Source organism: Mesorhizobium sp. RCAM 06353, from assembly GCF_059683585.1.
Genome location: NZ_CM185031.1, coordinates 363,059 through 389,720 on the forward strand (window position 1 = coordinate 363,059; position 26,662 = coordinate 389,720).

24 protein-coding genes are annotated in these 26,662 nt (G+C 64.0%); 4 read left to right on the forward strand and 20 right to left on the reverse strand.

Features of this window, described 5'->3' with window-relative positions; genetic code table 11:
• Window positions 1-21 precede the first annotated feature (21 nt).
• From lnt to AC56QX_RS01670, 15 genes are all read right to left on the reverse strand, one after another.
• Window positions 22-1,611 carry an apolipoprotein N-acyltransferase gene (gene lnt / locus AC56QX_RS01600; protein ID WP_497113410.1) on the reverse strand — a complete coding sequence of 530 codons (1,590 nt, stop codon included), beginning with the start codon at window positions 1,609-1,611 and terminating at the stop codon, window positions 22-24.
• Between the two features lie 99 nt (window positions 1,612-1,710).
• Window positions 1,711-2,181: a VOC family protein gene (locus AC56QX_RS01605; RefSeq protein ID WP_497113411.1), complete on the reverse strand. Its 471-nt coding sequence runs from the start codon at window positions 2,179-2,181 to the stop codon at window positions 1,711-1,713.
• A gap of 16 nt (window positions 2,182-2,197) precedes the next feature.
• On the reverse strand, window positions 2,198-3,292 hold the full coding sequence (locus AC56QX_RS01610; protein ID WP_497113412.1) for a hemolysin family protein: 1,095 nt from the start codon (window positions 3,290-3,292) through the stop codon (window positions 2,198-2,200).
• A gap of 27 nt (window positions 3,293-3,319) precedes the next feature.
• Complete coding sequence (gene ybeY, locus AC56QX_RS01615; RefSeq protein ID WP_497113413.1) at window positions 3,320-3,820, reverse strand: rRNA maturation RNase YbeY; 501 nt, start codon at window positions 3,818-3,820, stop codon at window positions 3,320-3,322.
• Between the two features lie 18 nt (window positions 3,821-3,838).
• A complete protein-coding gene (locus AC56QX_RS01620; RefSeq protein WP_023766987.1) occupies window positions 3,839-4,831 on the reverse strand; it encodes a PhoH family protein in 993 nt (330 codons plus the stop codon).
• A gap of 83 nt (window positions 4,832-4,914) precedes the next feature.
• Window positions 4,915-6,324 (reverse strand): tRNA (N6-isopentenyl adenosine(37)-C2)-methylthiotransferase MiaB, encoded by a 1,410-nt coding sequence (gene miaB, locus AC56QX_RS01625; RefSeq protein ID WP_497113414.1) that lies wholly within the window; start codon window positions 6,322-6,324, stop codon window positions 4,915-4,917.
• 75 nt (window positions 6,325-6,399) lie between these two features.
• On the reverse strand, window positions 6,400-7,200 hold the full coding sequence (olsA, locus tag AC56QX_RS01630; RefSeq protein ID WP_497113415.1) for a lyso-ornithine lipid O-acyltransferase: 801 nt from the start codon (window positions 7,198-7,200) through the stop codon (window positions 6,400-6,402).
• A gap of 26 nt (window positions 7,201-7,226) precedes the next feature.
• Window positions 7,227-7,721, reverse strand: coding sequence for a ribosomal protein S18-alanine N-acetyltransferase (rimI, locus tag AC56QX_RS01635; protein WP_497113416.1), 495 nt, complete (start codon window positions 7,719-7,721; stop codon window positions 7,227-7,229).
• Between the two features lies 1 nt (window position 7,722).
• Complete coding sequence (gene tsaB, locus AC56QX_RS01640) at window positions 7,723-8,400, reverse strand: tRNA (adenosine(37)-N6)-threonylcarbamoyltransferase complex dimerization subunit type 1 TsaB (protein WP_497113417.1); 678 nt, start codon at window positions 8,398-8,400, stop codon at window positions 7,723-7,725.
• 96 nt (window positions 8,401-8,496) lie between these two features.
• The gene (locus AC56QX_RS01645; protein WP_497113418.1) at window positions 8,497-9,600 is read right to left on the reverse strand and encodes a DUF1513 domain-containing protein; all 1,104 of its coding nucleotides are present in this window, start codon (window positions 9,598-9,600) and stop codon (window positions 8,497-8,499) included.
• A gap of 2 nt (window positions 9,601-9,602) precedes the next feature.
• Window positions 9,603-10,682, reverse strand: a complete 1,080-nt coding sequence (locus AC56QX_RS01650) for an imelysin family protein (protein ID WP_497113419.1) — start codon at window positions 10,680-10,682, stop codon at window positions 9,603-9,605.
• A complete protein-coding gene (locus AC56QX_RS01655; protein WP_497113420.1) occupies window positions 10,682-12,277 on the reverse strand; it encodes a di-heme oxidoreductase family protein in 1,596 nt (531 codons plus the stop codon). Before AC56QX_RS01655 ends, AC56QX_RS01650 begins: the two co-directional genes overlap by 1 nt.
• Before the next feature lie 12 nt (window positions 12,278-12,289).
• Entirely contained in the window at window positions 12,290-12,775 is a 486-nt protein-coding gene (gene bfr / locus AC56QX_RS01660; protein ID WP_258585963.1) for a bacterioferritin, read from the reverse strand.
• Window positions 12,741-13,052 carry a (2Fe-2S)-binding protein gene (locus AC56QX_RS01665; RefSeq protein ID WP_497113421.1) on the reverse strand — a complete coding sequence of 104 codons (312 nt, stop codon included), beginning with the start codon at window positions 13,050-13,052 and terminating at the stop codon, window positions 12,741-12,743. Before AC56QX_RS01665 ends, bfr begins: the two co-directional genes overlap by 35 nt.
• A gap of 113 nt (window positions 13,053-13,165) precedes the next feature.
• Window positions 13,166-14,455, reverse strand: a complete 1,290-nt coding sequence (locus AC56QX_RS01670) for an imelysin family protein (protein WP_497113422.1) — start codon at window positions 14,453-14,455, stop codon at window positions 13,166-13,168.
• Window positions 14,456-14,889: 434 nt separating this feature from the next.
• Here AC56QX_RS01670 and AC56QX_RS01675 point away from each other — a divergent pair, with 434 nt between their 5' ends.
• The gene (locus tag AC56QX_RS01675; protein WP_497113423.1) at window positions 14,890-16,140 is read left to right on the forward strand and encodes an NAD(P)/FAD-dependent oxidoreductase; all 1,251 of its coding nucleotides are present in this window, start codon (window positions 14,890-14,892) and stop codon (window positions 16,138-16,140) included.
• A 106-nt stretch (window positions 16,141-16,246) separates the two neighbouring features.
• On the opposite strand, the gene AC56QX_RS01680 is transcribed toward AC56QX_RS01675, so the two are convergent.
• Complete coding sequence (locus AC56QX_RS01680; protein WP_027043559.1) at window positions 16,247-17,524, reverse strand: 4-aminobutyrate--2-oxoglutarate transaminase; 1,278 nt, start codon at window positions 17,522-17,524, stop codon at window positions 16,247-16,249.
• Between the two features lie 237 nt (window positions 17,525-17,761).
• On the opposite strand from AC56QX_RS01680, the gene AC56QX_RS01685 reads away from it, so the two are divergent.
• Genes AC56QX_RS01685 through AC56QX_RS01695 form a run of 3 tightly spaced genes read left to right on the forward strand, consistent with a single transcriptional unit; the run spans window position 17,762 to window position 23,075 of the window.
• The gene (locus tag AC56QX_RS01685; RefSeq protein WP_497113424.1) at window positions 17,762-18,901 is read left to right on the forward strand and encodes an efflux RND transporter periplasmic adaptor subunit; all 1,140 of its coding nucleotides are present in this window, start codon (window positions 17,762-17,764) and stop codon (window positions 18,899-18,901) included.
• Complete coding sequence (locus AC56QX_RS01690) at window positions 18,898-19,974, forward strand: efflux RND transporter periplasmic adaptor subunit (RefSeq protein ID WP_497113425.1); 1,077 nt, start codon at window positions 18,898-18,900, stop codon at window positions 19,972-19,974. The genes AC56QX_RS01685 and AC56QX_RS01690 overlap by 4 nt, the downstream gene beginning before the upstream one ends.
• Entirely contained in the window at window positions 19,974-23,075 is a 3,102-nt protein-coding gene (locus AC56QX_RS01695) for an efflux RND transporter permease subunit (RefSeq protein ID WP_497113426.1), read from the forward strand. The genes AC56QX_RS01690 and AC56QX_RS01695 overlap by 1 nt, the downstream gene beginning before the upstream one ends.
• Window positions 23,076-23,081: 6 nt before the next feature.
• On the opposite strand, the gene AC56QX_RS01700 is transcribed toward AC56QX_RS01695, so the two are convergent.
• From AC56QX_RS01700 to AC56QX_RS01715, 4 genes are read right to left on the reverse strand one after another with little or no spacing between them, the layout of a single operon-like run.
• A complete protein-coding gene (locus AC56QX_RS01700) occupies window positions 23,082-23,831 on the reverse strand; it encodes an ABC transporter ATP-binding protein (protein ID WP_497113427.1) in 750 nt (249 codons plus the stop codon).
• Window positions 23,828-24,673 (reverse strand): ABC transporter ATP-binding protein, encoded by an 846-nt coding sequence (locus tag AC56QX_RS01705; RefSeq protein WP_497113428.1) that lies wholly within the window; start codon window positions 24,671-24,673, stop codon window positions 23,828-23,830. The genes AC56QX_RS01700 and AC56QX_RS01705 overlap by 4 nt, the downstream gene beginning before the upstream one ends.
• 10 nt (window positions 24,674-24,683) lie before the next feature.
• Window positions 24,684-25,604 (reverse strand): nickel transporter permease, encoded by a 921-nt coding sequence (gene nikC / locus AC56QX_RS01710; RefSeq protein ID WP_497113429.1) that lies wholly within the window; start codon window positions 25,602-25,604, stop codon window positions 24,684-24,686.
• Window positions 25,601-26,662 carry an ABC transporter permease gene (locus AC56QX_RS01715; protein WP_497113430.1) on the reverse strand — a complete coding sequence of 354 codons (1,062 nt, stop codon included), beginning with the start codon at window positions 26,660-26,662 and terminating at the stop codon, window positions 25,601-25,603. Before AC56QX_RS01715 ends, nikC begins: the two co-directional genes overlap by 4 nt.

Sequence of the window (26,662 nt, forward strand, 5' to 3'; positions counted from 1 at the left end):
GAGTTTCTAATGTGTCGACTGTCAATTCACCCGTAGCCTTTGCCTTACGTTCAACAGAGCCCCCACGAGCGCAAACAGCAACATGATCAGCATTCCGTTAATGCGCCGCTGGTCCGAGGAAACGACCGTCTGTCCGGCAATCGGCACCTTCACATCGATGGCTCCGCGCGCGTTAATCGCCAACGCATCGACGATGCGTCCGTGTGGATCGACGACGGCCGAGATGCCGTTGTTGGCAGCACGCAGCAAGGGCAATCCGTTCTCCACCGCACGAATCTGGGCCTGCCTGAAATGCTGATACGGTCCCGGCGTGTCCCCGAACCAGGCATCATTGGTAACGTTCACAATAAGCTGCGCTGACGTAGCGTCAACTGCCACAAGATCGGGAAAGATCACCTCATAACAGATAAATGGGAGGGCACGGATGCCGCCCGGCAGCGCAATGGCGTGGCGCTCGTTGCCGGCGGCGAACGTCACCGGACCGGCGACAAGCTGTGCGATGCCGAAACGGTTGAGCAAGTCGGCGAAAGGCAGGTATTCGCCGAACGGCACCAGATGGACCTTGTCGACGGCGTCAGCGATTTCACCCTTGTCGTTGATCGCCACCACGGAGTTGTAATAGCGGCTGTCGGCTGCCGCGGAGCCGCCTTCCTCGCGAACGACGCCGGCGATCAGCATCTGGCCGTCGGCCAGCATGTCGCCCAGCGCCGTCAACGCGTCCGGGCGCTCGGTGAAAAGGAACGGCACCGAGGTTTCCGGCCAGAGAATGAGTTGTGGCTTACCGTGACCGGGGTCCGGCGCCTTGGCAGAGAGGCCGAGCAAGGTGGCGAAGATGCGGTCGCGCACCGAGGCGTCCCATTTTTCACTGAGATCGACGGCAGGCTGGACGATGCGGACATCCAGGCTGCGCTCCGCCGGCTTTTCAGGGGCAGTGAGCCTGACATAGCCGAATCCGACATGGGCTGATGCAACCGCGACGAACAGTGCGGCGCCCAGGCGAAGGTGCCGGCGCGCCGCCAGCAGCGCCGGCAATGAAAAAAGGAACACGGCAAGCACGTTCATGCCGATCATGCCGGTCACCGACACGCTCTGCATAAGAAGAGGCACCGGCATCGCCGCGTAGCCGATTGCATTCCAGGGAAAGCCGGTGAACAGGAAACCGCGCAGCCACTCGGTCAGCCCAAAGCCGAAGGCAAGTGCGGCGATGCGGCCGATATCGCTGCTCCACAGCAGCCGGGCGACCATCGTTGCGAAGCCGTAGAAAAAGGCGAGCGCGAAGGGAATGCCGATCACGGCGAAGGGAAGCGCCCAGGCAAAGTCGTCGGCCTCGACCAGCAACGCTGAGCCGATCCACCAGAGGCCGGCGAGAAAATAGCCGAAACCGAACCACCAGCCGACGGCGAAGGCCGGCCGCAGGCGCCGAAACAGGCTGCCGGAGGCTTCGCCGGTCGCGCCGTCGAGCAGCCAGACCAGCAGCGGAAACGAGATGAAACAGGCGGCGAAAAAATCGTAGGGCGCCTGGCCAAGCACCGCCAGGGCGCCTGCAAGAAACGCCACGAGCGCGCGCCGCCAACCCCAAAGCAGAATTATCCGGCCGGCCAGGCGCTCCATGCATACTTCCGAGTCGCGCGAATCAGGATGCAAGATTTATCAGGCCACGGCCCGTGCTCCAAACGCCGACCTGTCAGCCGCGATGACCCGATCGCTGCGCTACCGGTGCCAGCCCTCAATGCGCAGACCGCTCAACCGCTCGGCCTCTTCGCGGGAAACGGAACGGATGGGCTGGGTGAAGGTCCAGACATGGCCTTCGGGGTCGCGGGCCCGGTACTGGCGTTCGCCGTAGAACTGATCAGCCGGTTCCTGGATTATGTCAGCGCCCGCCGCCCGCGCCTGTTCGGAATGCGCATCCAGGCCGTCCTTGAGCCTGACATAGACCGATTGCGTGTTCTTGCCCGAGACCGAAGCCGGGCTCGCGACATACTCACTCCATTCGGAATCGACGATGATGTAGCAATCGCCGAACCGCATCTCGGCATGGACGAGCGTTCCGTCGGCATCGCTGACCACCATGCTGCGCTCGAAGCCGAAAGCGGCTTGCAGCCACGCCAGCGCGGCAAGAGGATCCCTGTAGAAGACACCGGAACCCAGACTCGCGTGCTTGAACGGGTCGTCGATCGTCATCGGGCCAGCGGAAAACTCACGCCTGTTCGGTGCGCGCCGTGACGCGCCGGCGGCGCTCGCCCTTCTGGCTCTGCACGATGCGCACGCGCTTGACGCGGCGCGGATCGGCATCGAGGACATGGAACTCGAAGCCCGGAATGGCCTGCACCACCTCACCGCGTGCCGGCACACGGCCGAGCGTGTTGAAGATCATGCCGCCAATGGTGTCGACATATTCGCCATGTTCGCCGGCGGCGAAGTCTTCGCCGATCATCTTGGCGACTTCGTCGATCTCGGCCTTGCCGTCGACGATGAAGACGCCGTCACCCGCCTGGGTGATCATCGGCTCGTCATCGTCATGCTCGTCCTCGATATCGCCGACGACCATCTCGACAATGTCCTCGAGCGAAACAAGCCCGTCCGTGCCGCCATATTCATCGATGACCAGCGCCATCTGCGTGCGCGTTGTCTGCATGCGGCCCATCAGGTCGGAAGCAAGCATCGATGGCGGCACGAACAGAACCTGGCGGATCAGATTGAGCTCGCCGATGGTGCGTGCGAGGTCGACCTGAGCGAGATCCAGTTGCGTGGCGACAGGGGTCTTCCTGGTCGTGCGGCCCTTCTTGACGCGCGCGAGCTTGGTGATGTGGGCCAGCACGTCGCGGATATGGACCATGCCGCGCGGATCGTCGAGCGTCTCGGAATAGACCGGCATGCGGGAATGGCCGGACTGCTCGAAGGTGCCCAGGAGGTCGCCGAGCGTCGTGGTGATCTCGACCGCCTCGATGTCGGCGCGCGGCACCATGACATCCTCGACGCGCACTTCGCGCAGGCGCAGGATGTTGTTGAGCATGGCGCGCTCGCCGGGCGAGAAGGATTCGGCGTCACTGGCCGTCTCGGCCAGCGCGCCGGCGATTTCCTCACGCAGGCTGGTGCCGTTGCGTTGCCTGAACAGGCCCAAAACACGGTCGAACAGGGAAGGTCCGGCGGGCGAATGCTCGCTGGCAGCGTTGCCGGTGTTGGCAACAGCAGGGGTAACGGTACTCGGACTTGATCCCTCTTCCGACGTATCGGAAGCCTTGGGCGTACTGCCGGCGTCGGGGCGGGCGGCAGTTTCTGGTTTGTCGTTCATCGTCGTCCGGTCAATTGTCAGATGTAGTTACGCGTAGGGATCGGGAATGGCAAGCCTTGCAAGGGCTGCGCGTTCGATCGCTTCCATCTCCTCGGCCTCGGCGTCGGTCTCGTGATCATGGCCCAGCAAATGCAGCAGGCCGTGGATGACGAGATGGGTGATATGGTTCTGCACCGGCTTGTCTTCCAGTGCCGCTTCGCGTGAAACCGTCTCGGCGGCGAGCACGATATCGCCCAGCATCGGCGGCAATGGGCCACCTTGTACAAACGGAAAAGCCGGGAAAGACAAGACGTTGGTGGGCTTGTCCTTGCCGCGCCAGTCGGCATTGAGGGTCCGGATATGGGCGTCGTCGGAAAAAACGATGCTGAGTTCGGAACGACCCGTGACGCCGGTCTCGGCAAAAGCAGCGTCAACCGCGCGATCGACCAGCCGCGTCAGGCTGGCCTCATCGGGCCAGTCGCCCGCTTCGACCGATATATCGATGTCGACGGGGAGATTCCCGTCGACGAATATTTTGTCCTCAGGCATGAAGCCGCATCGTCAAAGTCAATTCTCGGCGCCCAGGCCGCGGGCCAGCTTGGCGTCGCGGTCATAGGCCCTGACGATTTCCGCCACCAGCGGATGGCGAACGACGTCGATATCGTTGAAGCGCACGGTGACCGCGCCGGCCACGCCGTCGAGGACACGCAAGGCTTCGACCAGGCCCGATTTGGTGCTCGGAGGAAGGTCGATCTGCGTCGGATCGCCGGTAACGATCATGCGCGAGTTCTCGCCTAGACGGGTGAGAAACATCTTCATCTGCATCGGCGTGGTGTTCTGCGCCTCGTCGAGAATGACGGCGGCATGGGCCAGCGTGCGGCCGCGCATGAAGGCGAGCGGCGCGATTTCGATCACTTCGGCGGCAATGGCGCGCTCGACCTTGTCGGCCGGCATCATGTCGTAGAGCGCGTCATAGAGCGGCCGCAGATACGGATCGACCTTTTCCTTCATGTCGCCCGGCAGGAAGCCCAGCCGCTCGCCGGCCTCGACAGCCGGCCGCGACAGGATGATGCGCTCGACCATGCCGCGTTCGAGCAGCATCGCCGCATGCGCCACCGCCAGATAGGTCTTGCCGGTACCGGCCGGACCGATGCCGAACACCAGTTCCGACCGTTCCAGCGCCCGCATATAGGCGTCCTGGTTCAGCGAACGGGCATAGATTGTCTTCTTGCGGGTGGCGATCTGGGCAGCGGAGACCTTGCCCTTGCGTTCCAGCGTCGGCAACGTCAGCTGATCGTCGGCGGCGACCGCCATGCGCACGGCGCCATCGACATCGGACTGGCCGATATCGACGCCCTTCTGCAGAATCCCGTAGAGATTGTCCAAGGCGCGGCGCGCCTGTTCGGCGGCAGAAGCAGACCCCTTGATGGTCAACTGGTTGCCGCGCGAGCGGATGTCGACGCCAAGCTTCTGCTCGAGCCGGGCGAGGTTTTCGTCGAACTGACCGTAAAGGGCGCTGGCAAGCTTGTTGTTGTCGAAAGTCAGAACGATGTGCGCCATGTCAGAAGCCCCAGATGCCGGTACCGGGGGCAGGTTCTTCAGCTCTGCTGCGCTCAACCGTCTCTCCTCATCTGCCGAGACCATCAGGCCAATTCGGCGAACAGGCTGTTGTAGCCCGTCTTCGTGATTCGCACCTGGATAATGTCACCGATTTCGCCGGCCTTTTCATCAACAATAACCGGCTGCAGCCAAGGTGAGCGGCCGACCTTCTGTCCAGCCTGCCGTCCGGGCTTCTCGATCAGCGTGTCGATGGTGCTGCCGACCAGGCTCGAACCGAAGTCCTGCTGCTGTTTCAAGAGCAGTGCCTGCAGGCGCTGCAAGCGCTCGTCCTTGACCGTTTCGGGCACATGATCGGGCATCTCCGCGCCCGGCGTGCCGGGGCGTGGCGAATATTTGAACGAAAAGGCCGAGGCGTAGTTCACCTCGCGCACCAATTCCATGGTCGCCTCGAAATCGGCTTCGGTCTCGCCGGGGAAGCCGACGATGAAATCGCCAGACAGCGCGATGTCCGGCCGCGCGGCACGGATGCGGTCGAGCAGCGCCAGATAATCCCCGGCCGTATGCCTGCGGTTCATCGCTTTCAGGATGCGGTCGGACCCCGATTGCACCGGCAGATGCAGATAAGGCATCAGCGCCGGCAGGTCGCGGTGGGCGGCGATCAGTTCGTCGTCCATGTCGCGCGGGTGGCTGGTGGTATATCGCAGCCGCGCCAGCCCGGGGATTTCTGCCAGCCTGAACAGCAGGCGGCCAAGGCCCCATTCCTCGCCGTTTTCGCCCTGGCCGTGCCAGGCATTGACGTTCTGGCCAAGCAGCGTGACCTCGCGCACGCCAGCATCGGCCAGGCGTTCGGCCTCGGCGACGATCTGCGCCACCGGCCGCGACACTTCCGAGCCCCTGGTGTAGGGCACGACGCAGAAGGTGCAGAACTTGTCGCAGCCTTCCTGCACGGTAAGGAAGGCGGTGACTCCGCGCTTGATCACCTCGGCGCGCTTCGGCTGCGGCAGATGGTCGAACTTGTCCTCGATGGCGTAGTCGGTCTCGACGATCTTTTCGCCGTTGCGGACTCTCGCCAGCACGTCGGGCAGTCGGTGATAGGTCTGCGGGCCGATGACCAGATCGACGGCCGGCGAACGGCGGATGATCTCCGCACCCTCGGCCTGCGCCACGCAGCCGGCGACGCCGATCAGCAGTTCGCGGCCGGCAATAGCCCGCTCCGCCTTCATGTCGCGGATGCGGCCGAGCTCGGAATAGACCTTTTCCGCCGCCTTCTCCCTGATGTGGCAGGTGTTGAGCAGCACCAGATCGGCCTCGTCGATGGCATCGGTCGCGGTATAGCCGTCGGCGGCCAGCGCATCGCCCATGCGCTGTGAATCATAGACGTTCATCTGACAGCCATAGGTCTTGATGAAGACCTTTTTTGCTGCCGTGGCGCGCGCAGCCGGCTGCCCGGCCACGGTGCCGATGTCGTCGCTTTCGATCGTGTTCAAGTCCATCCGGCGGCTTCTAACGCCTTTCCGTGACAAAAAACAGACGATTCTCGGTATGCGCCGCTTGGGCGCGCCGCCCGATCAGCGGCTCGGGCGCGGATCGGCGAGTGCCGCCTGCATCATCTCGCGCACCTGGCTTTCCATCAGCCTGGCCGTTTCCTTGCGATTCGAGCCCTTGGCAAAGGCAATCGGTTCGCCGAAATGCACCTCGACGTCGAGCGCGCCCTCCGCCATCAACACCTTGAGATGCGGCATCAAATCCTCGTCGCCGATCCAGGCCGAGATCGGCCGATGGCGGCGGCCGAGCGGTACGCCATGCAGGCGTGTGTAGGCGATCGCCACCGGCTGGATGAACACCTGCTCGGCAGCACCCTCCGAAATCGCCATCGAGGCGGCGCCGAACAGCGTGCTCTTGAACGGCAGCACGGCATTGCCGTCACCGGTCGAACCCTCGGCGAACAGTACCATGGCGTCGCCCTTGGCCATGCGGCTGGCGATCTCGCTCGCCTGGTCGCCCGAGGAACGCTTGCGTTCGCGCTCGATGAAGACGGTGCGTTGCAGTTTCGACAGCATGCCGATCAGCGGCCAGCCTTCCATATCGGCCCTGGCGATGAATTTCACATCGGCAAATGAGCCCAGCACCATGATGTCGGTCCAGGAGATGTGGTTTGCGGCAACCAGCAGAGGCCGTTTGTCGGACAACGCCCCTTTGACATGGACGCGCATGCCGAGCGTCCTGAGGATCAGCCTGTGCCAGATCTTGAGAATGACCGTCTCCGGCCACCAGCCGGTCTTCATCGACAGGATCTGCAATGGCACAAGGACCAGCGAACCGGCGACGACAAGGCCCAGGGCCAGGAAAATCCTGATTTTTCCGATCATGAGTCCTAGCCCTACCCGATCTCTCGCTAGCGAAGATCGCGGCGCATGACAAGCGCGCCGGTCGGCCCGCGATCGGGCGACTTGTAGTAATCCGGGCGCTTGCCGACTTCGCGGAAGCCCAGCCGACGGTAAAGGGCGATCGCGGCGACATTGGTCTCGTCGACCTCGAGGAACAGCGCTTCGGCGCGCTGCACATGCAGTTCGCGCAGCACCGCATCCATCAACTGCCAGCCCAGCCCCTGGCGGCGATGGGATCGCGCCACCGCAACGGTCAGGATCTCGCCCTCACCGGCGGCCAGACGGGCGAGCACGAAGCCGACAGGCGGCTTGGCGCCCTGCCCGGTTTCGCGCGCGGCATAACCGAACACGGTGTCCTGCTCGAGCAAGGCGGCGAACTCGCCATCGGTCCACGGACGGACGAAATCCTCGCGATGCAGCAGCGACACAGCGGGGCTGTCGGTGATCCTGAGCGGCTCGAGGGCATAGTCCCGGCGCCGCGATTGGAGAAAAGGTATGCGCATTCTAATTTTCTTGCCTTGAAAGAATGAACCCGGCTTGCGGCTTGGCGTCCGCGCCGCGCAAATAAAGTGGTTTCGGCCTTTCGCCCTCACCTTTGGCGGCGGCCAGACGGGCGTAGGTGACAATGTCGGCTGTGGCCGTCCGAGGCCCGATATCGGAAGCCCGGCTCGCCAATGCCGAGATCTGTGCCGCCGCGGTGCCGGCCAGCACCGCGGAGTTCTCTACCGCCAAGGCAGTGGCTTCCGGCAATGTGGTCACCGCCGGTCCGTAAGTCAAAACTAACGTTCTGTCGTATAGCGCGGCATGGATTTCCTCCCGACCGGCATCGAGCGCCGCCAGGACTGCACGGCCGGGAAATGCCGCCGCCGCTTCAGCCGCCAGCGCTTCGAGCGTCGTCACACCGATCGCCGGAATCTCCAGCGCCAGCGCCAGGCCACGCGCTGTCGACACGCCGACGCGCAGGCCGGTGAAGGAACCGGGACCGACGGACACGGCAATGGCGCCAAGGCCGGCATAGTCGGTTTCGGCCGCCATCAGCGCCTCGGCGATGACGGCCATCAGGTGCTCGGCATGGCCCTTGCCGAGATCGAGCACCGAGCGGCCAAGCTCCAGCCCAGCCGCCGCGTCGTAGACGCAGGCGGCGCAGAGGCTGGCGGCACAGTCGATGGCAAGCACTTTCATGAAACGACCGGTTCCGAGAAACACCTTCCTGTGCCCGCCACGGCGCGCCACCGCAAGCTTAATTTGTTAAGCGGCTTCGGTTCCGCCAGCGCGCTATCAGACCTGTTCGATGCGCAGCATGTGGTTGTCCCAGACGTAGTCCGGTTCTACCCGTGTCGCGCCGCTGCCCTCGATGATCTCGCCGGCGCCCGTGGTGGCCATGAAGCCCGATCCGTCTGGTGCGAGGCCGCAGACCTCGACCAGCGCGCTGGACGAGACGACCCGGCCGCTGGCCGCATCGATCACGACAAGCGAATTGCCTTCCGGCGACGAGACGGCGACGGTGCCGGCTGTCGCGTTGGCAGCGACCGAGCCGATATAATTGCGAAAGCCCGACAATACGTCCTGCGGCATGTCGAGAAGCTGCAACTCCTTGCCGCGCGCGGCGCGGCCGACCAGCAGCGGACGATCGGTGCCCGGCCCGCGGTACTGGCAGCCGAACCAGACGGTGCCCGACGGGTCGGTGTCCATGTGACGGATCGACAGCTGGTGCAGTGCCGCCGGCAATTCATGCTTCTCGATCAAGTCTCCGGTAGCGCGGTCGATGAGCACATAGGACGGCTTCATGGTCGCGATGTTGAGCTCGGCGCGGCCATAGTCCGGATGGGTCTCGATGCCGCCATTGGCGACCGCGATCGTCCTGCCGTCGCCCAGCAGCAGGAGTTCATGCGGCCCCATGCCATAGGTCGGAAATTCGCCGATGCGATTGAATTTCGCCCGCGCATCGTAGACGCCGACGACGCCGGCGGCGTTGTCGAAATCGTTCTCGGTGGCGTAGAGCAGGGCGCCGTCAGGCGAGAACACGCCATGGCCGAAGAAATGCCGGCCGGTGATGCTGGCGATGGTCAGCGGGGCGTCCCGCCCGGTGTGATCGAACACCACGGCGAAGGTGCCGGGCTGGCGGGCGAAGACCACCGAACGCTTCGAGATGGGATCGAAAGTGACATCATGGCCGCGATCTGGCAGGTCGATTGCATGCAGCACCTTGCCGGCCTCTGACAGAACGGCGGCGCCAAAACTGCCGTCACGCTTGACGAAGGCGGTAGCGAACACGGCGTCGGCAGCAAGCGTCTTTGCCCAGGCCGACGGCGCCATCGCGGCGGCAAAGCCGATGCCTGCTGCTTTCAGAAAGTCGCGACGGTCAATGAGCGGCGTGCGCATGCTCAGTCCCCATCCAGCGAGGAGAAGCCAGCGGTCAGGCCGAATTCGGCGGTCAGCCTGGTGCCGATCAGGGTCGACAGGCTGGAGGTGATCAGCACGAAATGCTCGAGTTTTTCGCGCAGCGCCGGGTCGGCGAGCGTCTTGTCGATGGGACCCTGAATGGACTTCGCGGTGGCGACGCCGTTTACCAACTGGATATGGATCGATTCCGCCATCCAGCGCGCATCTTCAGGCAAGGCATCGCCAAGCTTGGATGCCTGGAACAGCGCATCGATGCCGGCGAGGTTTCCCGCTAGCGCATTGGCGGTGTTTTGCGAACGCCAGTAGATCGCCAGCTTCGCCTTGTCCGCCTCGGGCTTGCCGCCGAAAAAGCCTTTCAGGCGGACATCCCTCACCATCTCCAATTCGTTGATGAAAACGCCGACCAGTTCGGTCACCGCTTCGTTGCCGTCGCGGTAGAGTGGGTTCTGCGGTCCCGGATTGGCCCAGAGTGCGGCAAAACCGTCCGGCTTGTTCCAGGCTGCGCTGACTTCACCGGCCATGGTTTCGATATTGCCGGCAACCGCCGCGCCATAGGCGCAGCGATAGGGATCATCCTTGCCCGCCAGCGCGTCGGCGCCATCGCCGAAAAGCACGAATTCCAGCGCACCGAGCCCCTGCATGGCGACACTCTTGGCGGCCAGTTGTGCCGGATCGGTGGCGCCGGCGTCCTTGTTCGACAGCACCGCCTGCACTTGTTTCAGGCCGATGCTCTTGCGATCTGGCCAGAACAGTGTGCGCTCCAGACGGTTGTTCTCCTTGATCGGCCCGAAGCCGATGATCTCGGCCGACGACCAGGCATAGACCGTGGCCGAAAATTCGGCCCGCGCCGCGTTGAGTTCCCCTTGCGAAGGCGCTTCGCAGAGCTTGCGCATCGCCTTCGTCAGGGCTTCCGCATGCTGGTGCAGGTCGGCATAGGCCGGCCTGACAAAGCCGTCGATCGCCCGCTGGATGATGTCGGAGGCTTTCACAGCCGCCGATGCCGGGAAGGCAGCCAGCAGGGCCAGCGGCAGAACGAGAACCAGCGCGGAACGCTTCAGCATTAGAGTGACTCCAGGAATTTGAGCAGCGCATCGCGCTCGGCCGCTTTGGCGGCGGCAAAGCGGTCGCGCGCCTTTTGCGCCTCACCACCATGCCACAGGATCGCCTCTGTCAGGCTGCGCGCGCGGCCATCGTGCAGAAAGAAGGAATTGCCGTTGACCGTCTCGGTGAGGCCAATGCCCCACAGCGGCGGGGTGCGCCATTCGCTGCCCGTCGCCTCGCCCACAGCCTGGCCGTCGGCCAGATCGGGACCCATGTCGTGCAGCAGGAAGTCGGAATAGGGCCAGATCAACTGAAAGGCCTGCGCCTTGTTGGGCGCGTCGCGGCGGGTGACGAATTTCGGCGTGTGGCAGGAAACGCAGCCGATCTCATAGAACACCTTCTTGCCGGCGAGCACATCAGGCGCGGCGAGATCGCGTCGTGCCGGCACGGCGAGGTTCTGCGAATAGAAGGTGACGAGATCCATCACCGGCGCCGGTGCCTCGACCGGGCCGAGGCGCGCCTGCACGCCATTCGGCATGGCCAGGCATTTTGCTTGCGCCGAGGTGCAGTCGCCCCAATGTTTCGGCTCTTCCGGCGTCGAGATGCCGATATCGCCGGCAAAGGCATCCGCCGCCTGCTGGCGGATCGAGGCGGTCTGCGCCTTCCAGCCGAAACGGCCAAGCGTCAGTTCCCCGCTCAGGCTGTCGCGCACGATGTTCGGCCTGCCGGAAATGCCATCGCCGTTTCGATCGTCCGGGTCGGCATTGGCCAGAATGTCAGCCGGCGCGATCTGTTCGATCAGGCCAAGGCCGATCATCGGCGGCGTCAGACGCGGCGACAGCGTGGTGCGCGGATCAAGCGGCCCATAGGCGAGATCGGTGACGGAATAGCCTGGCTTGCGCAGGAAAACCACCGTGCCGTCCGTCAGCTCCACCTTACGTTCCTGATAGGCGACATGCATCCTGCCTTCGCCGCGCAGGCCAGGCACCGCCAGCTCCTGCAACTGCGTGCCATAGACCGGGTCGGGAAAATTGAGCAATTGGTGGCTGGCGACGGCTGCTTTCTCCTCGGCGTTGCTGGCGTCTCGCGCCAGCCGCAGGAACATCGAGGTGGTGCCGGTATCGCCTTGCGGCGGACGGCCGCGGCCATCCTTCAGATGGCAGTTCTGGCAGGCGCGTTCATTGAACAGCGGGCCGAGCCCGTCCGACGCCTGCGTCGAGGATGGCGACGAGACCCAGTTCTTGCGAAACAAAGCGTTGCCGAGCTTGAAAGTACCCTCTTCCTCGAAGGTGAGGTTGGCCGAGGATTGCGAGAAGGCATCGCGGCTGATCTCTTTCTCCGAGGTGCCGGCGCCACCTTGCATCAGCTCGAACGGCTCGGGTTTGGAGAAATCCGTGGTCGGCCTGGTGACGGCGATGACGCGCGCCTGATCTTTTTGATTAAGGTCGTTGCGCGTGGTGGCGAGCCCAGCTGGCTGAAGGTCGCCGGCAATCGCCGACGATGTCAGCGCCAAAACAAGGATGGTGCGACGAGCCAGTCCGGCTGGTCTTTTCAGGAGAAGCGGCGAGCCGCCGGCCCACCGCGAGCGGCGCAAGAATTCTAAGAGGCGCCGCATTCCCGCATGCCTTTACTCCGCCTCGTTGGCCGCGTCGGCGTTGAGCTGGCCGTACTTCTCCTCACCGATCGAGGCGAGCAGGTCGAGCTGCGTCTCGAGGAAGTCGATGTGACCTTCCTCGTCAGCCAGCAGATCCTCGAACAGTTTCATGGTCACGTAATCACCAATCTCGTGGCAGATCTCGCGCGAACGCTTGTAGGCCGTGCGCGCGTCATATTCGCCGGCAAGGTCAGATTCGAGCACTTCCTTGACGTTCTGGCCGATGCGCAGCGGCGCCACGGACTGCAGGTTCGGATGGCCTTCAAGGAAGATGATGCGGGCGATGAGCTTGTCGGCGTGATGCATCTCCTCGATCGATTCGGCACGCTCTTTCTTGGCCAGTTTGGTATACCCCCAGTCCTCCAGCAGACGGAAATGCACCCAATATTGATTGACGGCTCCAAGCTCCAGGAAAAGAGCCTCGTTAAGCCGCTCGATGATCTGACTTTCGCCTTTCATGGGTTCTGCTCCCGTATTGGACGCGCAGGCCTCTGACGCGATCCAGATGTGAAACGATATCCACGCCGCTCGCCTCCGAGCGGGCATGGTAATTTTCGGTGACCCGGATGATCGTTTCGACCACATTTGGGAAGCAGCCGCAACAGCGGCCACGCTTTTGCATCGAGTGGTAGACCTTGGCCGGCACGATGAGTTGCCAGGGATCCTGGTCCAGCAGCCCGAGGATCGTCTGCTCGATCTCCTTCTCCGTGATGATATTGCAATGGCAGATCAGCATTTATAGTGCTCGGATGGCTGACGGCGCCTCCCGCGCCGTGTGGCTTGTTTTGGCCCTGGAGCCCACTCCGAAGCCGATTGTCAGGCTTCGGACCAGGCTCCAGGTTTCGGCGCTTACTTGAACACCTTGTCGGGTGCGTCGAGACTGTCGGATCCCTCGAAGGCAATGGCGTTGAGTTTCAGCGAGCCGACGGCGCGTTCGATCGACTTTGTCTGGTCGATCAGCGCGTCGATCGCCGCCTGCACGGTGGCGTTACCTGCCGTATTGCCTTCGGCGATCTGCTGGTCATAGGCCTCGCCGGCCAGTGCCCGCGCCTTGATCGCCTCCATCTTGGCGACGGTGACGTCGAGTTTATCGGACAGTTCCTTGTCGATCGCCGGATCGGCCGCCTTGACCATGTCGTGTACCGAAGGCCCCGAAACGACGGTGCCGTCGAGCCTGGTATAGCTGGCGAGGTAGGCGCCGCGGATACCGATCGCATCATAGAGATGCGAATTGTAGGTGTTGTCGGAGAAGCAGTCCTGCTCCTCCTCCGGATCGTGCAGCAACAGGCCGAGCTTCATGCGCTCGCCGGCGAGTTCGCCATAGGACAGCGAGCCCATGCCGGTGAAGATGACCGAGATCGCCGTGTTCGGCTCGCCATCGACCAGGTTCTTGCGCGCCGCGCCATCTTCCTTCCAGTTGCCGACCATTTCCTGCAGGTCGGAAACCAGAAGCGTGCTGGCGGACTTCAGATATTCGGCTCGGCGATCGCAATTGCCGCCGGTACAGTTCTTGAGGTCGTAGTCGGTGTAGGGGCGCTCACCGGCGCCCGGGCCGGTGCCGTGCAGGTCCTGACCCCAGAGCAGGAATTCGATGGCGTGATAGCCGGTGGCGACATTGGCCTCGATACCGCCGGCTTGCTGCAACGTGCCGGAGAGGAATTCCGGCGAAAGCTTCGAGGCGTCGACCTTCTTGCCGTTGATCTCGATTTCCTTGTTGGCGATCACATTGGCCGTATAGAGCGAATTCGTGTCCGATTCCGTGCCGTAGCTCTTGGCTACGTAGTCGATCAGGCCTTCGTCCAGCGGCCAGGAATTCACCTCGCCTTCCCAGTCGTCGACGATTTTGTTGCCGAAGCGGTAGACCTCGGTCTGCTGGTAGGGCACGCGCGCGGCCTTCCAGGCGTCGCGGGCGGCCTTGAGCGTGTCTGCTGAGGGCTTGGCGAGCAGTGCATCGACCGCCTTGTCGAGAGCCTGCGCCGTGGTCAGTGAATCCTCGTATTTGGCGAGCCCGATGTCGGCATAGGTCTTGATAACGGCCTTTGCGTCGGTTTCGGCCTTGGCAGGCAGCACAAACACCGCTGCCGTCAGCAGCGCCGTGGCACCAATCGCCGCAAGCCTGCCGCCGTATCGTGCTGTCATTATCGCTCTCCAGTTTCTCGGAAATTCTATAAACGGCGCGCGCGCCGGCCGGCGCCAGACCATATCGATGCCAAATGCGCCAAGACTTGCCGCGCCATCGCGCGGTTCAGGGAAGAAAGACACCAAAATGCCTCCAATCGAACGGGTTCAAGGCCCAGACATCAAAGGGATGCGCATGTGCGCGAGCCTTCATAAAGCGTCGGCGTCACTGGAAGTCAACTGGCAGAATCGATAAAATTCAATCGAAACAATAGTTTAGAATTATTCTAAACTACAACAGTCAACTTTATGCCCCGCCTGCGCCGGCATTGCCGCCGAACTGTACGATTGACAGCCGCCGTTCCGGGTGCGACCCGCAAACGCTCACTTGCGGCGGTGCCAGACAATTGCCACCTGGCGAGAGATTCTAGGATCGAATCAGGATTTGGGACGCGATGAAGAACGGCGTGGTCATTGTCGGTGCGGGTCATGCGGGCGTGCAGGCGGCCGCCAGTCTGCGCGAGGACGGCTATGACGGGCCGGTGATCCTCATTAGTGACGAGAACGAACTGCCCTACCACAAGCCGCCGCTGTCGAAGACCTTCATCAAGGATGCCGAGGCCAAACCGCAACCCTTGCGGGGCGAGGCGTTTTATACCGGCAACGCCATCGACTACCGGCCGGGCATCCGGATCGACCGCATCGATGCCGGCGGACGCCGCCTCGACATCGCCGGCGGCGCGCTTGCCTTCGACCACCTGATCCTGGCGACTGGATCGCGCCCACGTGTCCTGCCGCTGCCGGGCTCGGATCTGTCCGGCGTTTTGTCATTGCGGTCGCTGGCCGATGCGCGGCTGATCCGGGAGCTGAGCGCGCAGAGCGAAGATGTCGTCATCCTCGGTGGCGGCTTTATCGGGCTGGAGATCGCCGCGACGCTGCGTTCGGCCGGCCGCACGGTGACGGTGGTGGAAGCGGTCGACCGGCTGCTCGGCCGCGCCGTGGCGCCGGTGGTGGCGAGCCATGTCCGGCAAAGGCTGGAAGCAACCGGCGTGCGCATCCTGACTGGCACCTCGATTTCAAAACTCGAGGGCGAAAACGGCCATGTCGCCGCCGCGATCACCTCGTCGGGCGAAAGGCTGCCGGCGCGCATGGTCATTGTCGGCATCGGCGCGGTGCCCAATGTCGAACTGGCTCAGGACGCCGGCCTCACAATCGCCAACGGCATCCGCGTCGACCACCATATGCGCAGCTCGGTGCCGGAAATCCTGGCCATCGGCGACGCCGCCTCCTATCGGCACTGGTTCACCGGCGGCGATGTGCGGCTGGAATCGGTGCAGAACGCCACCGACCAGGCGCGGCTTGCCGCCCGCACCATCACGGGCCACGCCGATGCCTATTCGGCGGTGCCATGGTTCTGGTCCGACATTGGCGACATGAAGCTGCAGATGGTAGGGCTGACCGCCGGCGGCGACAGCCATGTCGTGCTTGGCGATCTGCCCGACAACAAGTTCTCGATCTATCACTATGCCGGCGACCGGCTGCTCGGCATCGAATCCGTCAACCGCCCCGGCGACCACATGCTCGGCCGCAAGATGCTCGGCGCCGGCTTCTCGCCGACGCCACAGACAATCGCAGCTGGTCCCGAAGGGCTGAAAGCGGCGCTGGCCGCGTTTCAGCAGGATGAGCCGGCAAGGGCTGCGGGCTAGTTGGCAGAGCTGCGGGAAGATCCCGATCTGGAGCGTCGGCGCTGCCCCTCATCCGCCTGCCGGCACCTTCTCCCCGTATAGTGACGGTGAGAAGGCAAGCTCCAGTTCAGGCCGCGCAGACTTCGCGGATCGAGCTTTCAAGTATGTCGAGCGCTTCGTTCATGATCTCGTCCTGGATGGTGATCGGCGCCAGGAAGCGGATAACGTTGCCGTAGACGCCGCAGGTCAGCAGGATCAGGCCCTTGTCGAGCGCCTTCAGCCTAATCGCGTTGGCGATCTCGGCCGATGGCAGGCCCTTCTTGACGTCGTTGAACTCGACCGCGTTCATGAAGCCGAGACCCCTGATATCGACGATCTCGGGCACGTCATCACGGATCGACTGCAGGCGCTGCTTCAGCCTTGCACCCAGCGTGTTGGCGCGGTCGCAGAGCTTTTCGTCCTCGATCACGTCAAGCACGGCGTGCGCCGCGGCGACGCCGATCGGGCTGCCGCCATAGGTGCCGCCGAGACCGCCGGGGCCGGGCGCATCCATGATCTCGGCGCGGCCGGTGACCGCCGCCAGCGGGAAGCCGCCGGCCAGGCTCTTGGCCATGGTGGTGATGTCGGCAGCGACTTCATGATGGTCCATCGCGAACATCTTGCCGGTACGGGCAAAGCCGGTCTGCACCTCGTCGGCGATGAGCAGCATGCCGTGCTGGTCGCAGAGCTTGCGCAGTGCCGTCAGGAATTCGCGTGGCGCGTCGTAGAAGCCGCCCTCGCCCTGTACCGGCTCAATGATGATGGCGGCGACGCGGGCCGGATCGACATCGGCCTTGAACAGCCGGTCGAGTGCAGCCAGCGAATCGGCGACCGACACGCCGTGCAGCGGTACCGGGAACGGCGCGTGATAGACGTCGCCCGGCATGGCGCCGAAACCGACCTTGTAGGGCACGACCTTGCCGGTCAGCGCCATGCCCATGAAGGTGCGGCCGTGGAAGCCGCCGGCGAAGGCGATGACGGCCTGGCGGCCAGTGGCGTTGCGGGCGATCTTGATCGCGTTCTCGACCGCCTCGGCGCCGGTGGTGACGAAGATGGTCTTCTTCTCGAACTTGCCGGGCAGCATGGCGTTCAGCCTTTCGGCCAATCGCACATAGCTCTCATAGGGCACGACCTGGTGGCAGGTGTGGGTGAAGCGATCGAGCTGCGCCTTGACCGCCTCGATTACCCTGGGATGGCGATGGCCAGTGTTGACGACGGCGATGCCGGAGGAGAAGTCGATGTAGCGGCGGCCCTCGACATCCCAGATTTCCGAATTTTCAGCCCGGTCGGCATAAATCTGCGTGGTCATGCCGACGCCGCGCGAGATCGACTGGTTCTTGCGTTCGGAAATGGCTGAATTCTTCATGATATCCCTCATCGGGCCGGCGCCCGTTCTCGTTGATCAGATGTCTTCTGACCTTATTTCACGTTTTCCTCAAGTCGGCACCATCGGCTGGCGATTGGGCCTGCGACGGGCAGATCCCAGCCTTAACCAGTCGGGCGATACGCGTACGAGACCGGTTTCCTTTTTGCGGAGATCGATTATCCTCCAGATATCCGCGAGGCATCGCGATCAGCGAGCGACCCGCGGCTGGGGGAGCCCATGAGCAGGAACGCGACATCGTCCGTCTCGCCATCATCCGTCAGAACCTCCAGCCTTTTGTCTTTTCAAACCGTGTCGGCAGTGTGCGTCTGCACAGCCGTATTGCTGCTGGCCGGTTGCCAGAAGCAGCAAGCGGCGGACAAGAAACTGCCGATCATGGTGCGCACCGAAACGGTGGCGATGGCCGACTATGCGCCGAGAACCTCGCTGACCGGGGTGATCGCGGCACGCACGCTGAACAATCTGTCGTTCCGGGTCGGCGGCCGCGTTGCCGAGCGGCTTGTCGATGTCGGCCAGCATGTCGACCAGGGCACGGTGCTTGCCCGCATCGATCCGCAGGAGCAGCAATCCGATTTGCGATCGGCACAGGCCGATCTTGATGCGGCACAAGCGCAACTGACGCAGTCCGCCGCCGCCTTCGAGCGGCAGAAGACGCTACTTGCCCAGGGCTTCACCACCAGGCGCGACTATGACGCCGCCGATCAGGCGCTGAAGGTGGCGCAAGGCAGCGTCGACGCCGCGCAGAGCGCATTCGCCAATGCCCAGCAAAACCTGTCCTTCACGGAGCTCAAGGCCGGCGCCCCCGGCGTCATCACCGCCCGCCAGGTCGAAACCGGCCAGGTGGTGCAAGCGGCGCAAACCGTCTTCACCGTCGCCGAGGACGGCGACCGCGATGCGGTGTTCAACGTCCAGGAGACGCTGGTCGCCAAGACGCCGCCCTCGCCGGCGGTGACGATCACGCTGTTGTCCGACCCGCAGGTCCGGGCAAAAGGCACGGTGCGCGAAATTGCGCCGGCGGTAGACCAGGCCTCCGGCTCGATCCGGGTCAAGATCGGCATTGCCGATACACCGGCCGGCATGCCGCTGGGGGCGGCCGTCATCGGCTCGGTCAGCGCCAAGCCGGCGAAGGCGATCCTGTTGCCCTGGCAGGCGCTGACGTCCAGCGCCGGCAAACCGGCGGTCTGGATCGTCGATCCCTCGACCAAGGCGGTGGCAACGACGCCGGTCGACGTGCTGGCCTTCGATTCGGGCACGGTCGTCATCGCCAGCGGTCTGAACGAAGGCCAAAGCGTCGTGACCGCCGGCGGGCAGTTGCTCAGTCCCGGCCAGACGGTCGAGATATCGGGGGCGGGCCAATGAACCGGTTGCCACGGATCATGCTTGGCCTGTTTGCGCTTGGCGCGCTCGCCGCCTGCTCGAAATCGGATGAAAAGCCGCCGGAAATCATCCGGCCGGTGCTGTCGGTCGTGATCGAGCCGCGCACCACCCAGACCTTCGGCTTTGCCGGCTCGATCGAGCCGCAGATCAGCGCCGACCTTGCCTTCCGCCTGCTCGGCCGGGTCGTCTCGCGCGACGTCAAGGTCGGCGACATTGTCAGCAAGGGCACGACGATCGCCGCGCTCGACCCGACCGCGCTGGAGCTGGCGGTGCAAGCAGCCACGGCCGAGCTCTCCAATGCCGAAGCACAGTTCGCCAACGCTGCCGCCAGCGAGGAGCGTCAGCGCCAGCTGCTCGCCTCGGCCAACGCCACGCAGGCCGTCTTCGATGCCGCGCAGCAGGCACGCAAAGCAGCGGAAGCCAACGTCGAACGGGCCAAGGCAGCGCTGGCGAAATCGCAGGAACAGCTTGGCTATGCCAGGCTGTTCTCGGATTTCGATGGCGTCGTCACCGCGGTCGGCGCCGAGGTCGGGCAGACGGTCTCGGCCGGCCAGACGGTCGTCACCGTGGCGCGGTCGGATCTGCGCGAGGCGGTGGTCGATATCCCCGATCAACTGACCGGCGATCTCACGGCCGGTACGCCGTTCCAGGTCATCCTGCAATCGCTGCCGACGATCGAGACCCAGGCCAAGCTGCGCGAGATCGCGCCGCAGGCCGAGGGCTCGACACGCACCCGGCGCGTCAAGCTCGCGCTCACCGACCCGCCGCAGGCCTTCCGGCTCGGCTCGACGGTGACGGCGACCCGCATGACCAAGGTGGTGCCGACGATCGAACTGCCCATCTCGGCGCTGCTGGAAAAGAACGGTTCCGACAAGGTGTGGATCGTCGATCCGCAGACATCGAGCGTGAGCGCACGCGACATCAAGGTCGCCTCGAAGAATGGCGAGACCTTCACGGTCGCCGAGGGGCTTGAAGCCGGCATGCGCGTGGTCACGGCGGGCGTCCACAGCCTGAGCGAAGGCCAGAAAGTCAAAGTGCCGGAGGGCGGCGTCTGATGAAGGGCTTCAATCTCTCTGACTGGGCGCTCAGCCACCGCTCCATGGTCTGGTATTTCATGCTGGTCTTCGTGGTTGCCGGCATCTTCTCCTACCTCAATCTCGGCCGTGAGGAAGACCCAAACTTCACCATTAAGACGATGATCATCCAGGCCAACTGGCCGGGTGCGTCGGTCAAGGAGACATTGCAACAGGTCACCGATCGCATCGAGAAGAAGCTCGAGGAACTCGACAGTCTCGACTACACCAAATCAGTCACCACCGCCGGCCAGACCGTCATCTTCGTCAACCTGAAGGACACCACCAAGGCGCGCGATGTCGTTCCGAACTGGATTCAGGTGCGCAACATGGTCAACGATATCAAGGCGCAGTTTCCGCAAGGCGTGCAGGGGCCGTTCTTCAACGACCGCTTCGGCGACGTCTACGGCAATATCTACGCCTTCACCTCGGACGGGCTGACGCCGCGCCAACTGCGCGACTATGTCGAGGATGTCAGGACCAGAATCCTGGCCGTGCCCAACGCCGGCAAGGTCGATCTGGTGGGCGCGCAGGACGAAGCCATCTATCTCGAATTCTCGACCCGTCAGATCGCAGCGCTTGGCCTCAACCAGCAAGCGATCGTGGCGAGCCTGCAGGCACAGAACGCCATCACGCCGTCGGGTGTCGTCGAATCCGGGCCCGAGCGTGTCAGCGTCCGCGTCGGTGGCCAGTTCACCTCCGAGGAGAGCCTGCGCGGCATCAATCTGCGCGTCAACGATCGCTTCTTCCGGTTGAGCGACGTGGCGACGATCCGGCGCGGCTATGCCGATCCGCCGACGTCGCTGTTCCGCTTCAACGGCCAGGATGCGATCGGGCTCGCCATCGGCATGAAGCCCAACGCCAATCTGCTCGAATTTGGCGCGGCGCTGGAAAAGGAAATGAAAGAGGTGCTGAGCGACCTACCGGTCGGCGTCGGCGTGCATCTGGTCGCCGACCAGCCTGTCATCGTCGAGGAAGCGGTTTCGGGCTTCACCCGGGCGCTGGCCGAGGCGGTCGCCATCGTGCTCGCGGTGTCCTTCATCAGCCTCGGCATGCGCGCCGGCTTCGTCGTGGCGCTGTCGATCCCGCTGGTTCTGGCCATCACCTTCACGGTCATGGCCTATCTCGGCATCTCGCTGCAGCGCATTTCGCTCGGCGCGCTGATCATCGCGCTCGGCCTGCTGGTCGACGACGCGATGATCGCGGTCGAGATGATGGTGGCGCGGTTGGAGGTCGGCGACAATCTGCGCAAGGCGGCGACGTACGTCTACACCTCGACCGCCTTCCCGATGCTGACCGGCACGTTGGTGACGGTCGCCGGCTTCATCCCAATCGGCCTCAACAACAGCGCTGCCGGCGAATACACTTTCACGCTGTTCGTCGTCATCGCGGTCTCGCTTTTGGTGTCGTGGATCGTAGCGGTGCTGTTTGCGCCGCTGCTCGGCGTCACCATCCTGCCGGCCACGATGAAGCAACAGCATCACGACAAACCCGGCCGCTTCACCAGCCTGTTCCGGCGCGTGCTCCTGGGCTCCGTGCGACATCACTGGCTGACCATCATCGCCACCGTGCTGTTGTTTGCCGGCTCGATAGCCGGCTTCGGCCTCGTCCAGCAGCAGTTCTTTCCGCCTTCCGACCGGCCGGAGCTGATCGTCGACTGGAACCTGCCGCAGAACTCGTCGATCACCGAGACGCGCGACCAGATCGAGCGTTTCGAAGGGCGGGCGCTGGCCGGCAACCCGGACATCGACCATTTCTCGTCCTATATCGGCCAGGGCGCGGTGCGCTTCCTGCTCGCCTTCGACGTGCAGCCTGCCAATCCCTATTTCGGCCAGACGGTGATCGTTACCAAGAGCATCGAGGCCCGTAACCGGATCAAGCCGGTGCTGGAGAAATTGTTGCGCGAGGAGTTCGTCGGCACCGACGCCTTTGTCAAGCCGCTCGAACTCGGGCCGCCGGTCGGCCGTCCCGTGCAGTACCGCGTCGGCGGACCCGACATTCAGACGGTGCGGGAGTTGGCGCAGCAAGTCGCCGGCCTGATCTCGGCCAATCCAAAGCTGGCGGCGCCGACTTTCGACTGGAACGAGCCCCAGCGCGTGCTCAAGGTCGACGTGCTGCAGGACAAGGCGCGGCAACTCGGCATCACCTCCTCCGACATCGCCAGCGCGCTGAACAGCACGGTTGGCGGCGCCACCATCACCCAGGTGCGCGACGCCACCTATCTGATCAACGTCATCGCCCGCTCGCGCGAGGCCGAACGCGGTTCGATCGACACGCTGCAGAACTTGCAGCTGCCGACCAGCACCGGCGAGGCGATCCCGCTGGCGGCGGTCGCCAACTTCCGCTACGACCTCGAACAGCCGACTGTGTGGCGGCGCAACCGCATTCCGACGATCACCGTACGCGCAGGGCTGGTTGGCGACGTGCTGCCGGCCACCGTCGTCAACGAGCTGAAGCCATCGCTCGACGCCTTCATCACCAAGCTGCCGCCCGGCTATTCCGTCCAGACTGCCGGCTCGGTCGAGGAAAGCGCCAAAAGCCAGGGACCGATCGCCGCCGTGGTGCCGTTGATGCTGTTCGTCATGGCGACCATCCTGATGGTGCAGTTGCAAAGCTTCCAGCGCCTGTTCCTTGTGGTGGCTGTAGCACCGCTCGGACTGATCGGCGTGGTGGCGGCCCTGGTGCCCAGCGGCGCACCGCTTGGCTTCGTCGCCATCCTCGGCGTGCTGGCGCTGATCGGCATCCTGATCCGCAACTCGGTCATCCTGATCGTGCAGATCGAGGACCTTGTCGCAGAAGGCAAGGACCGCTGGGCGGCTGTTATCGAGGCAACCGAACACCGCATGCGGCCGATCGCGTTGACGGCGGCGGCCGCCAGTCTGGCGCTGATCCCGATCGCGCGCGAAGTGTTCTGGGGGCCGATGGCCTATGCGATGATGGGCGGCATCATCGCCGGCACGGCGATCACGTTGCTGTTCCTGCCAGCGCTTTACGTGACGTGGTTCCGGATCAAGGAGCCGAAGGCGGCGCAAGATAGCGAAGGCGCACATGGGGAAACGGTGCAGGAAGGTGGGACAGCCTGAAATCCCTTAACCCGTGCGGACAAACCCCTCGCTGGCCCTGAGCAGATTGCGCGTATAATCCTCTGTCACGCGGTGCGCGACAAGCTGGGCCGCCGTGAGGTTCTCGACCGCCTCGCCGCCCTGCATCACCATCAGCCGCTCGCACATATGGGTGACGATGGCGAGGTCGTGGCTGACCATCAGGAAGGTCAGCTTGCGCCGCCGGCGGACTTCTTCCAGCAGATTGAGCACTTCGGCCTGCACCGAGGCATCGAGCGCCGAGGTCGGCTCGTCGAGCAGCAGGATCGAGGGTTCGAGGATCAGGGCACGTGCGATCGCCACACGCTGGCGCTGGCCGCCCGACAGCTGATGCGAGTAACGGAAGCGGAAACCGTTGCCGAGGCCAACCTCGTCGAGCGCCTGCTGGATGCGCTTTTCGCCATCGGCAAAGCCATGGATGGCCAGCGGCTCCTGCAGCAGCCGGTCGACGGTCTGGCGCGGATGCAGCGAGCCATACGGGTCCTGGAAGACCATCTGCACCTCGCGGTAAAAGGCCTTGTCGCGGCGCGCGCCAAGCCTCTTGCCATTGACGGTGATGCTGCCCGAGGCGACCGGCGCAAGGCCGGCGATCGCCCTGAGCAGCGTCGATTTGCCGGAACCGGATTCGCCGACGAGGCCGAAGGATTCGCCTGATCTGACTTCGAGGCTGACGCCTTTCAGCGCGCGAAAGCGGTCGAAGATCACTTCCAGCCGGTCGACGGTGATCGCAGCTGTCATGCCGCCCACTCCGGCTTGCGGTCGAGCACCGGCAGCGGGTGGCGCTCGAAGCCGATCCTGGGCATGCAGTTGAGCAGGCCGCGCGTGTAGGGGTGCTGGGCCTGGCCGAGTTCGGAGGCCTTGAGCTGCTCGACCACCTTGCCGGCATACATGACGATGACGCGATCGCAGAAGGACGAGACCAGACGCAGATCATGCGAAATGAAAATCAGCCCCATGCCACGATCGCTGACCAATTTATCGAGGATGCCTAGCACGTCGAGCTGCACGGTGACGTCAAGCGCCGAAGTCGGTTCGTCGGCGATCATCATCTCCGGCCCGGCGATCAGCATCATGGCGATCATGGCGCGCTGGCCCATGCCGCCGGACACTTCGTGCGGATGCAGGTCGTAGACACGCTTGGGATCGCGTATCTGCACCGCTTCCAGCATGGCCAGCGCGCGCTCGCGCGCCTCTGCCTTGGAGACTTTCTCATGCGTGCGCAGTGTTTCGACGATCTGGCGGCCGATGCTCATCACCGGGTCGAGCGAATATTTCGGATCCTGCAGGATCATGGCGATGCGGTTACCCCGCAGCGCCCGGCGTTCGCGTGGCGAGATGCCGAGCAGGTCGATGCCGTCGAAGACCAGTTTGTTGGCCGATATCCTGGCCTGCGGCGGCGTCAGGCCCATGATGGCGCGGCCGGTCTGCGACTTGCCCGAGCCGGACTCGCCAACGATGCCGAGGCGTTCGCGACCAAGTGAGAAGGAAACGCCGCGCACCGCCTCGATCAGCCCGGTGCGGGTCGGGAAGGTGACGCGTAGATCGTCGACGTCGAGAAGTGTCTTCGTCTCCCTGCTCATTGGTCGCCGCTCATTGGTCACCACTCCGGGGATCGAGCGCGTCGCGCAGGCCGTCGCCAAGCAGGTTGAAGCCGAGGCTGACGATGAGGATGGCAAAACCCGGCGCGCCGGCCACCCACCACTGGTCCAGCACGAAGCGGCGGCCCGAAGCGATCATGGTGCCCCATTCTGGCAGCGGCGGCTGCGCGCCGAGGCCGAGGAAACCGAGGCCGGCGGCGGTCAGGATGATGCCGGCCATGTCGAGCGTCACCCTGACGATAAGCGAGGAGATGCAGAGCGGCATGATGTGGCGCAGCACGATGCGGAAGGGCGAGGCGCCCATCAATTGCACGGCCTTGATGTAATCGGAATTGCGCACCGTCAGCGTTTCGGCGCGGGCAATTCGCGCATAAGGCGGCCAGGAGGTGATGGCTATGGCGAGCACCGCATTCTCGATGCCCGGTCCCAGCGCTGCGACGAAGGCCAGCGCCAGGATCAGCTTGGGGAAGGCGAGGACGATGTCGGTGATGCGCATCAGGATGGCATCGGTCCAGCCGCCGGCATAGCCGGCGACGGTGCCGACCAGCAGGCCGATGGGTGCGGCGATGATGGCAACCAGAATGACGACATAGAGCGTCCAGCGCGAGCCGTAGAGGATGCGCGACAGGATATCGCGGCCAAGATCGTCGGTGCCGAACCAGTGCTCGGCGCTTGGCGCCAGCAGCCGTGAATTCTTGAGATCGCCGAATGTCGGCGAGTAAGGCGCCAGAACGCCGGCAAGGGCGGCGATGACCAGCAGGGCGATGATGATCAGCAGGCCGACAAAAGCCAGCCGGTTGGCGGAAAAGCGCCGCCACGCGACATAGGCGCGGCCAAGCCTTGCCTGCATGCGCGAGGCCGGGCGCTCGCTGAGCAGCCAGTCGCGACGGCTCTGGATCGCCTCTACGCTCATGCGGATTTCGTCCTTGGATCGAGCACGCGGTAAAGCAGGTCGGACAGGAGATTGATGCCGATGAACACCGAGCCGATGACGATGGTGCCGCCGAGCACGGCGTTCATGTCTGCGTTCTGCAGCGAATTGGTGATGTAGAGGCCGATGCCGGGCCAGGAGAAGACGACCTCGGTCAGCACCGAGCCCTCGAGCAGATTGGCGTAGGACAGCGCAATCACCGTGACCATCGGCACGGCGGCGTTGCGCAGCGCGTGGCCCCAGATGATGCGGGTTTCCGACAAGCCCTTGGCGCGCGCGGCGACGATGTATTCCTGCCCCAGCTCGTTCAACATGAACGAGCGCGTCATGCGGCTGATGTAAGCCAGCGAGAAATAGCCGAGCAGGCCTGCCGGCAAAATGATGTGGCGGTAGGCGTCATAGAAGACATCCCACTGCCCCTGCAACGCGGCGTCGAGCAGATATAAGCCAGTGATCGGTGTGAACGTGTATTCGTAGACGACGTCGAGGCGCCCGGGAAATGCCACCCATTGCAGCTTGGCGTAGAACAGGACGAGCCCCAAAAGCCCGATCCAGAAGATCGGCACGGAATAGCCGATCAGGCCGACAATGCGTACGATCTGGTCGATGACGCTGCCGCGTTTTACCGCTGCCAGCACACCGAGCGGCACGCCGAGCACCGAACCGATCAGCGTTCCCAGCGTCGCCAGTTCGATGGTCGCAGGAAAGGCGCGGCGGATGTCGGTCATGACCGGATTGGTGGTCAGCACCGAGGTGCCGAAATCACCGTTCAGGGCATTTTTGACATAGATGTAGAACTGCTCGACCAGCGGCAGGTCGAGACCCATCTCGCGGCGCGTGCGTTCGACGACATTGAGAGGCGCGCGATCACCGAGCACCGCCAGCACCGGATCGATCGGGATGACCCGGCCAATGAAGAAGGTGACCGCGAGCAGACCAAGATAGGTCGTGACCGCGATGACCAGGAAGCGGCCTATCGCCGATGCAAGGGCGACGGCGCGGGCGCTGCCGCGCCCGCTCTCGTTTTCAACCGCGCTCAT

What these genes read in the sequence shown, in the direction of transcription:
- AC56QX_RS01690 (WP_497113425.1), top strand. Translation starts at nt 18,898, where the DNA reads ATGAACCGGTTGCCACGGATCATGCTTGGCCTGTTTGCGCTTGGCGCG.
- bfr (WP_258585963.1), bottom strand. Translation starts at nt 12,775, where the DNA reads ATGAAAGGCGAAAGTCAGATCATCGAGCGGCTTAACGAGGCTCTTTTC.
- AC56QX_RS01620 (WP_023766987.1), bottom strand. Translation starts at nt 4,831, where the DNA reads ATGGCGCACATCGTTCTGACTTTCGACAACAACAAGCTTGCCAGCGCC.
- rimI (WP_497113416.1), bottom strand. Translation starts at nt 7,721, where the DNA reads ATGCGCATACCTTTTCTCCAATCGCGGCGCCGGGACTATGCCCTCGAG.
- AC56QX_RS01685 (WP_497113424.1), top strand. Translation starts at nt 17,762, where the DNA reads ATGAGCAGGAACGCGACATCGTCCGTCTCGCCATCATCCGTCAGAACC.
- AC56QX_RS01670 (WP_497113422.1), bottom strand. Translation starts at nt 14,455, where the DNA reads ATGACAGCACGATACGGCGGCAGGCTTGCGGCGATTGGTGCCACGGCG.
- AC56QX_RS01680 (WP_027043559.1), bottom strand. Translation starts at nt 17,524, where the DNA reads ATGAAGAATTCAGCCATTTCCGAACGCAAGAACCAGTCGATCTCGCGC.
- AC56QX_RS01715 (WP_497113430.1), bottom strand. Translation starts at nt 26,662, where the DNA reads ATGAGCGCGGTTGAAAACGAGAGCGGGCGCGGCAGCGCCCGCGCCGTC.
- AC56QX_RS01695 (WP_497113426.1), top strand. Translation starts at nt 19,974, where the DNA reads ATGAAGGGCTTCAATCTCTCTGACTGGGCGCTCAGCCACCGCTCCATG.
- lnt (WP_497113410.1), bottom strand. Translation starts at nt 1,611, where the DNA reads ATGGAGCGCCTGGCCGGCCGGATAATTCTGCTTTGGGGTTGGCGGCGC.
- AC56QX_RS01665 (WP_497113421.1), bottom strand. Translation starts at nt 13,052, where the DNA reads ATGCTGATCTGCCATTGCAATATCATCACGGAGAAGGAGATCGAGCAG.
- olsA (WP_497113415.1), bottom strand. Translation starts at nt 7,200, where the DNA reads ATGATCGGAAAAATCAGGATTTTCCTGGCCCTGGGCCTTGTCGTCGCC.
- AC56QX_RS01655 (WP_497113420.1), bottom strand. Translation starts at nt 12,277, where the DNA reads ATGCGGCGCCTCTTAGAATTCTTGCGCCGCTCGCGGTGGGCCGGCGGC.
- AC56QX_RS01705 (WP_497113428.1), bottom strand. Translation starts at nt 24,673, where the DNA reads ATGAGCAGGGAGACGAAGACACTTCTCGACGTCGACGATCTACGCGTC.
- AC56QX_RS01605 (WP_497113411.1), bottom strand. Translation starts at nt 2,181, where the DNA reads ATGACGATCGACGACCCGTTCAAGCACGCGAGTCTGGGTTCCGGTGTC.
- AC56QX_RS01610 (WP_497113412.1), bottom strand. Translation starts at nt 3,292, where the DNA reads ATGAACGACAAACCAGAAACTGCCGCCCGCCCCGACGCCGGCAGTACG.
- AC56QX_RS01700 (WP_497113427.1), bottom strand. Translation starts at nt 23,831, where the DNA reads ATGACAGCTGCGATCACCGTCGACCGGCTGGAAGTGATCTTCGACCGC.
- tsaB (WP_497113417.1), bottom strand. Translation starts at nt 8,400, where the DNA reads ATGAAAGTGCTTGCCATCGACTGTGCCGCCAGCCTCTGCGCCGCCTGC.
- miaB (WP_497113414.1), bottom strand. Translation starts at nt 6,324, where the DNA reads ATGGACTTGAACACGATCGAAAGCGACGACATCGGCACCGTGGCCGGG.
- AC56QX_RS01645 (WP_497113418.1), bottom strand. Translation starts at nt 9,600, where the DNA reads ATGCGCACGCCGCTCATTGACCGTCGCGACTTTCTGAAAGCAGCAGGC.
- AC56QX_RS01675 (WP_497113423.1), top strand. Translation starts at nt 14,890, where the DNA reads ATGAAGAACGGCGTGGTCATTGTCGGTGCGGGTCATGCGGGCGTGCAG.
- AC56QX_RS01650 (WP_497113419.1), bottom strand. Translation starts at nt 10,682, where the DNA reads ATGCTGAAGCGTTCCGCGCTGGTTCTCGTTCTGCCGCTGGCCCTGCTG.
- nikC (WP_497113429.1), bottom strand. Translation starts at nt 25,604, where the DNA reads ATGAGCGTAGAGGCGATCCAGAGCCGTCGCGACTGGCTGCTCAGCGAG.
- ybeY (WP_497113413.1), bottom strand. Translation starts at nt 3,820, where the DNA reads ATGCCTGAGGACAAAATATTCGTCGACGGGAATCTCCCCGTCGACATC.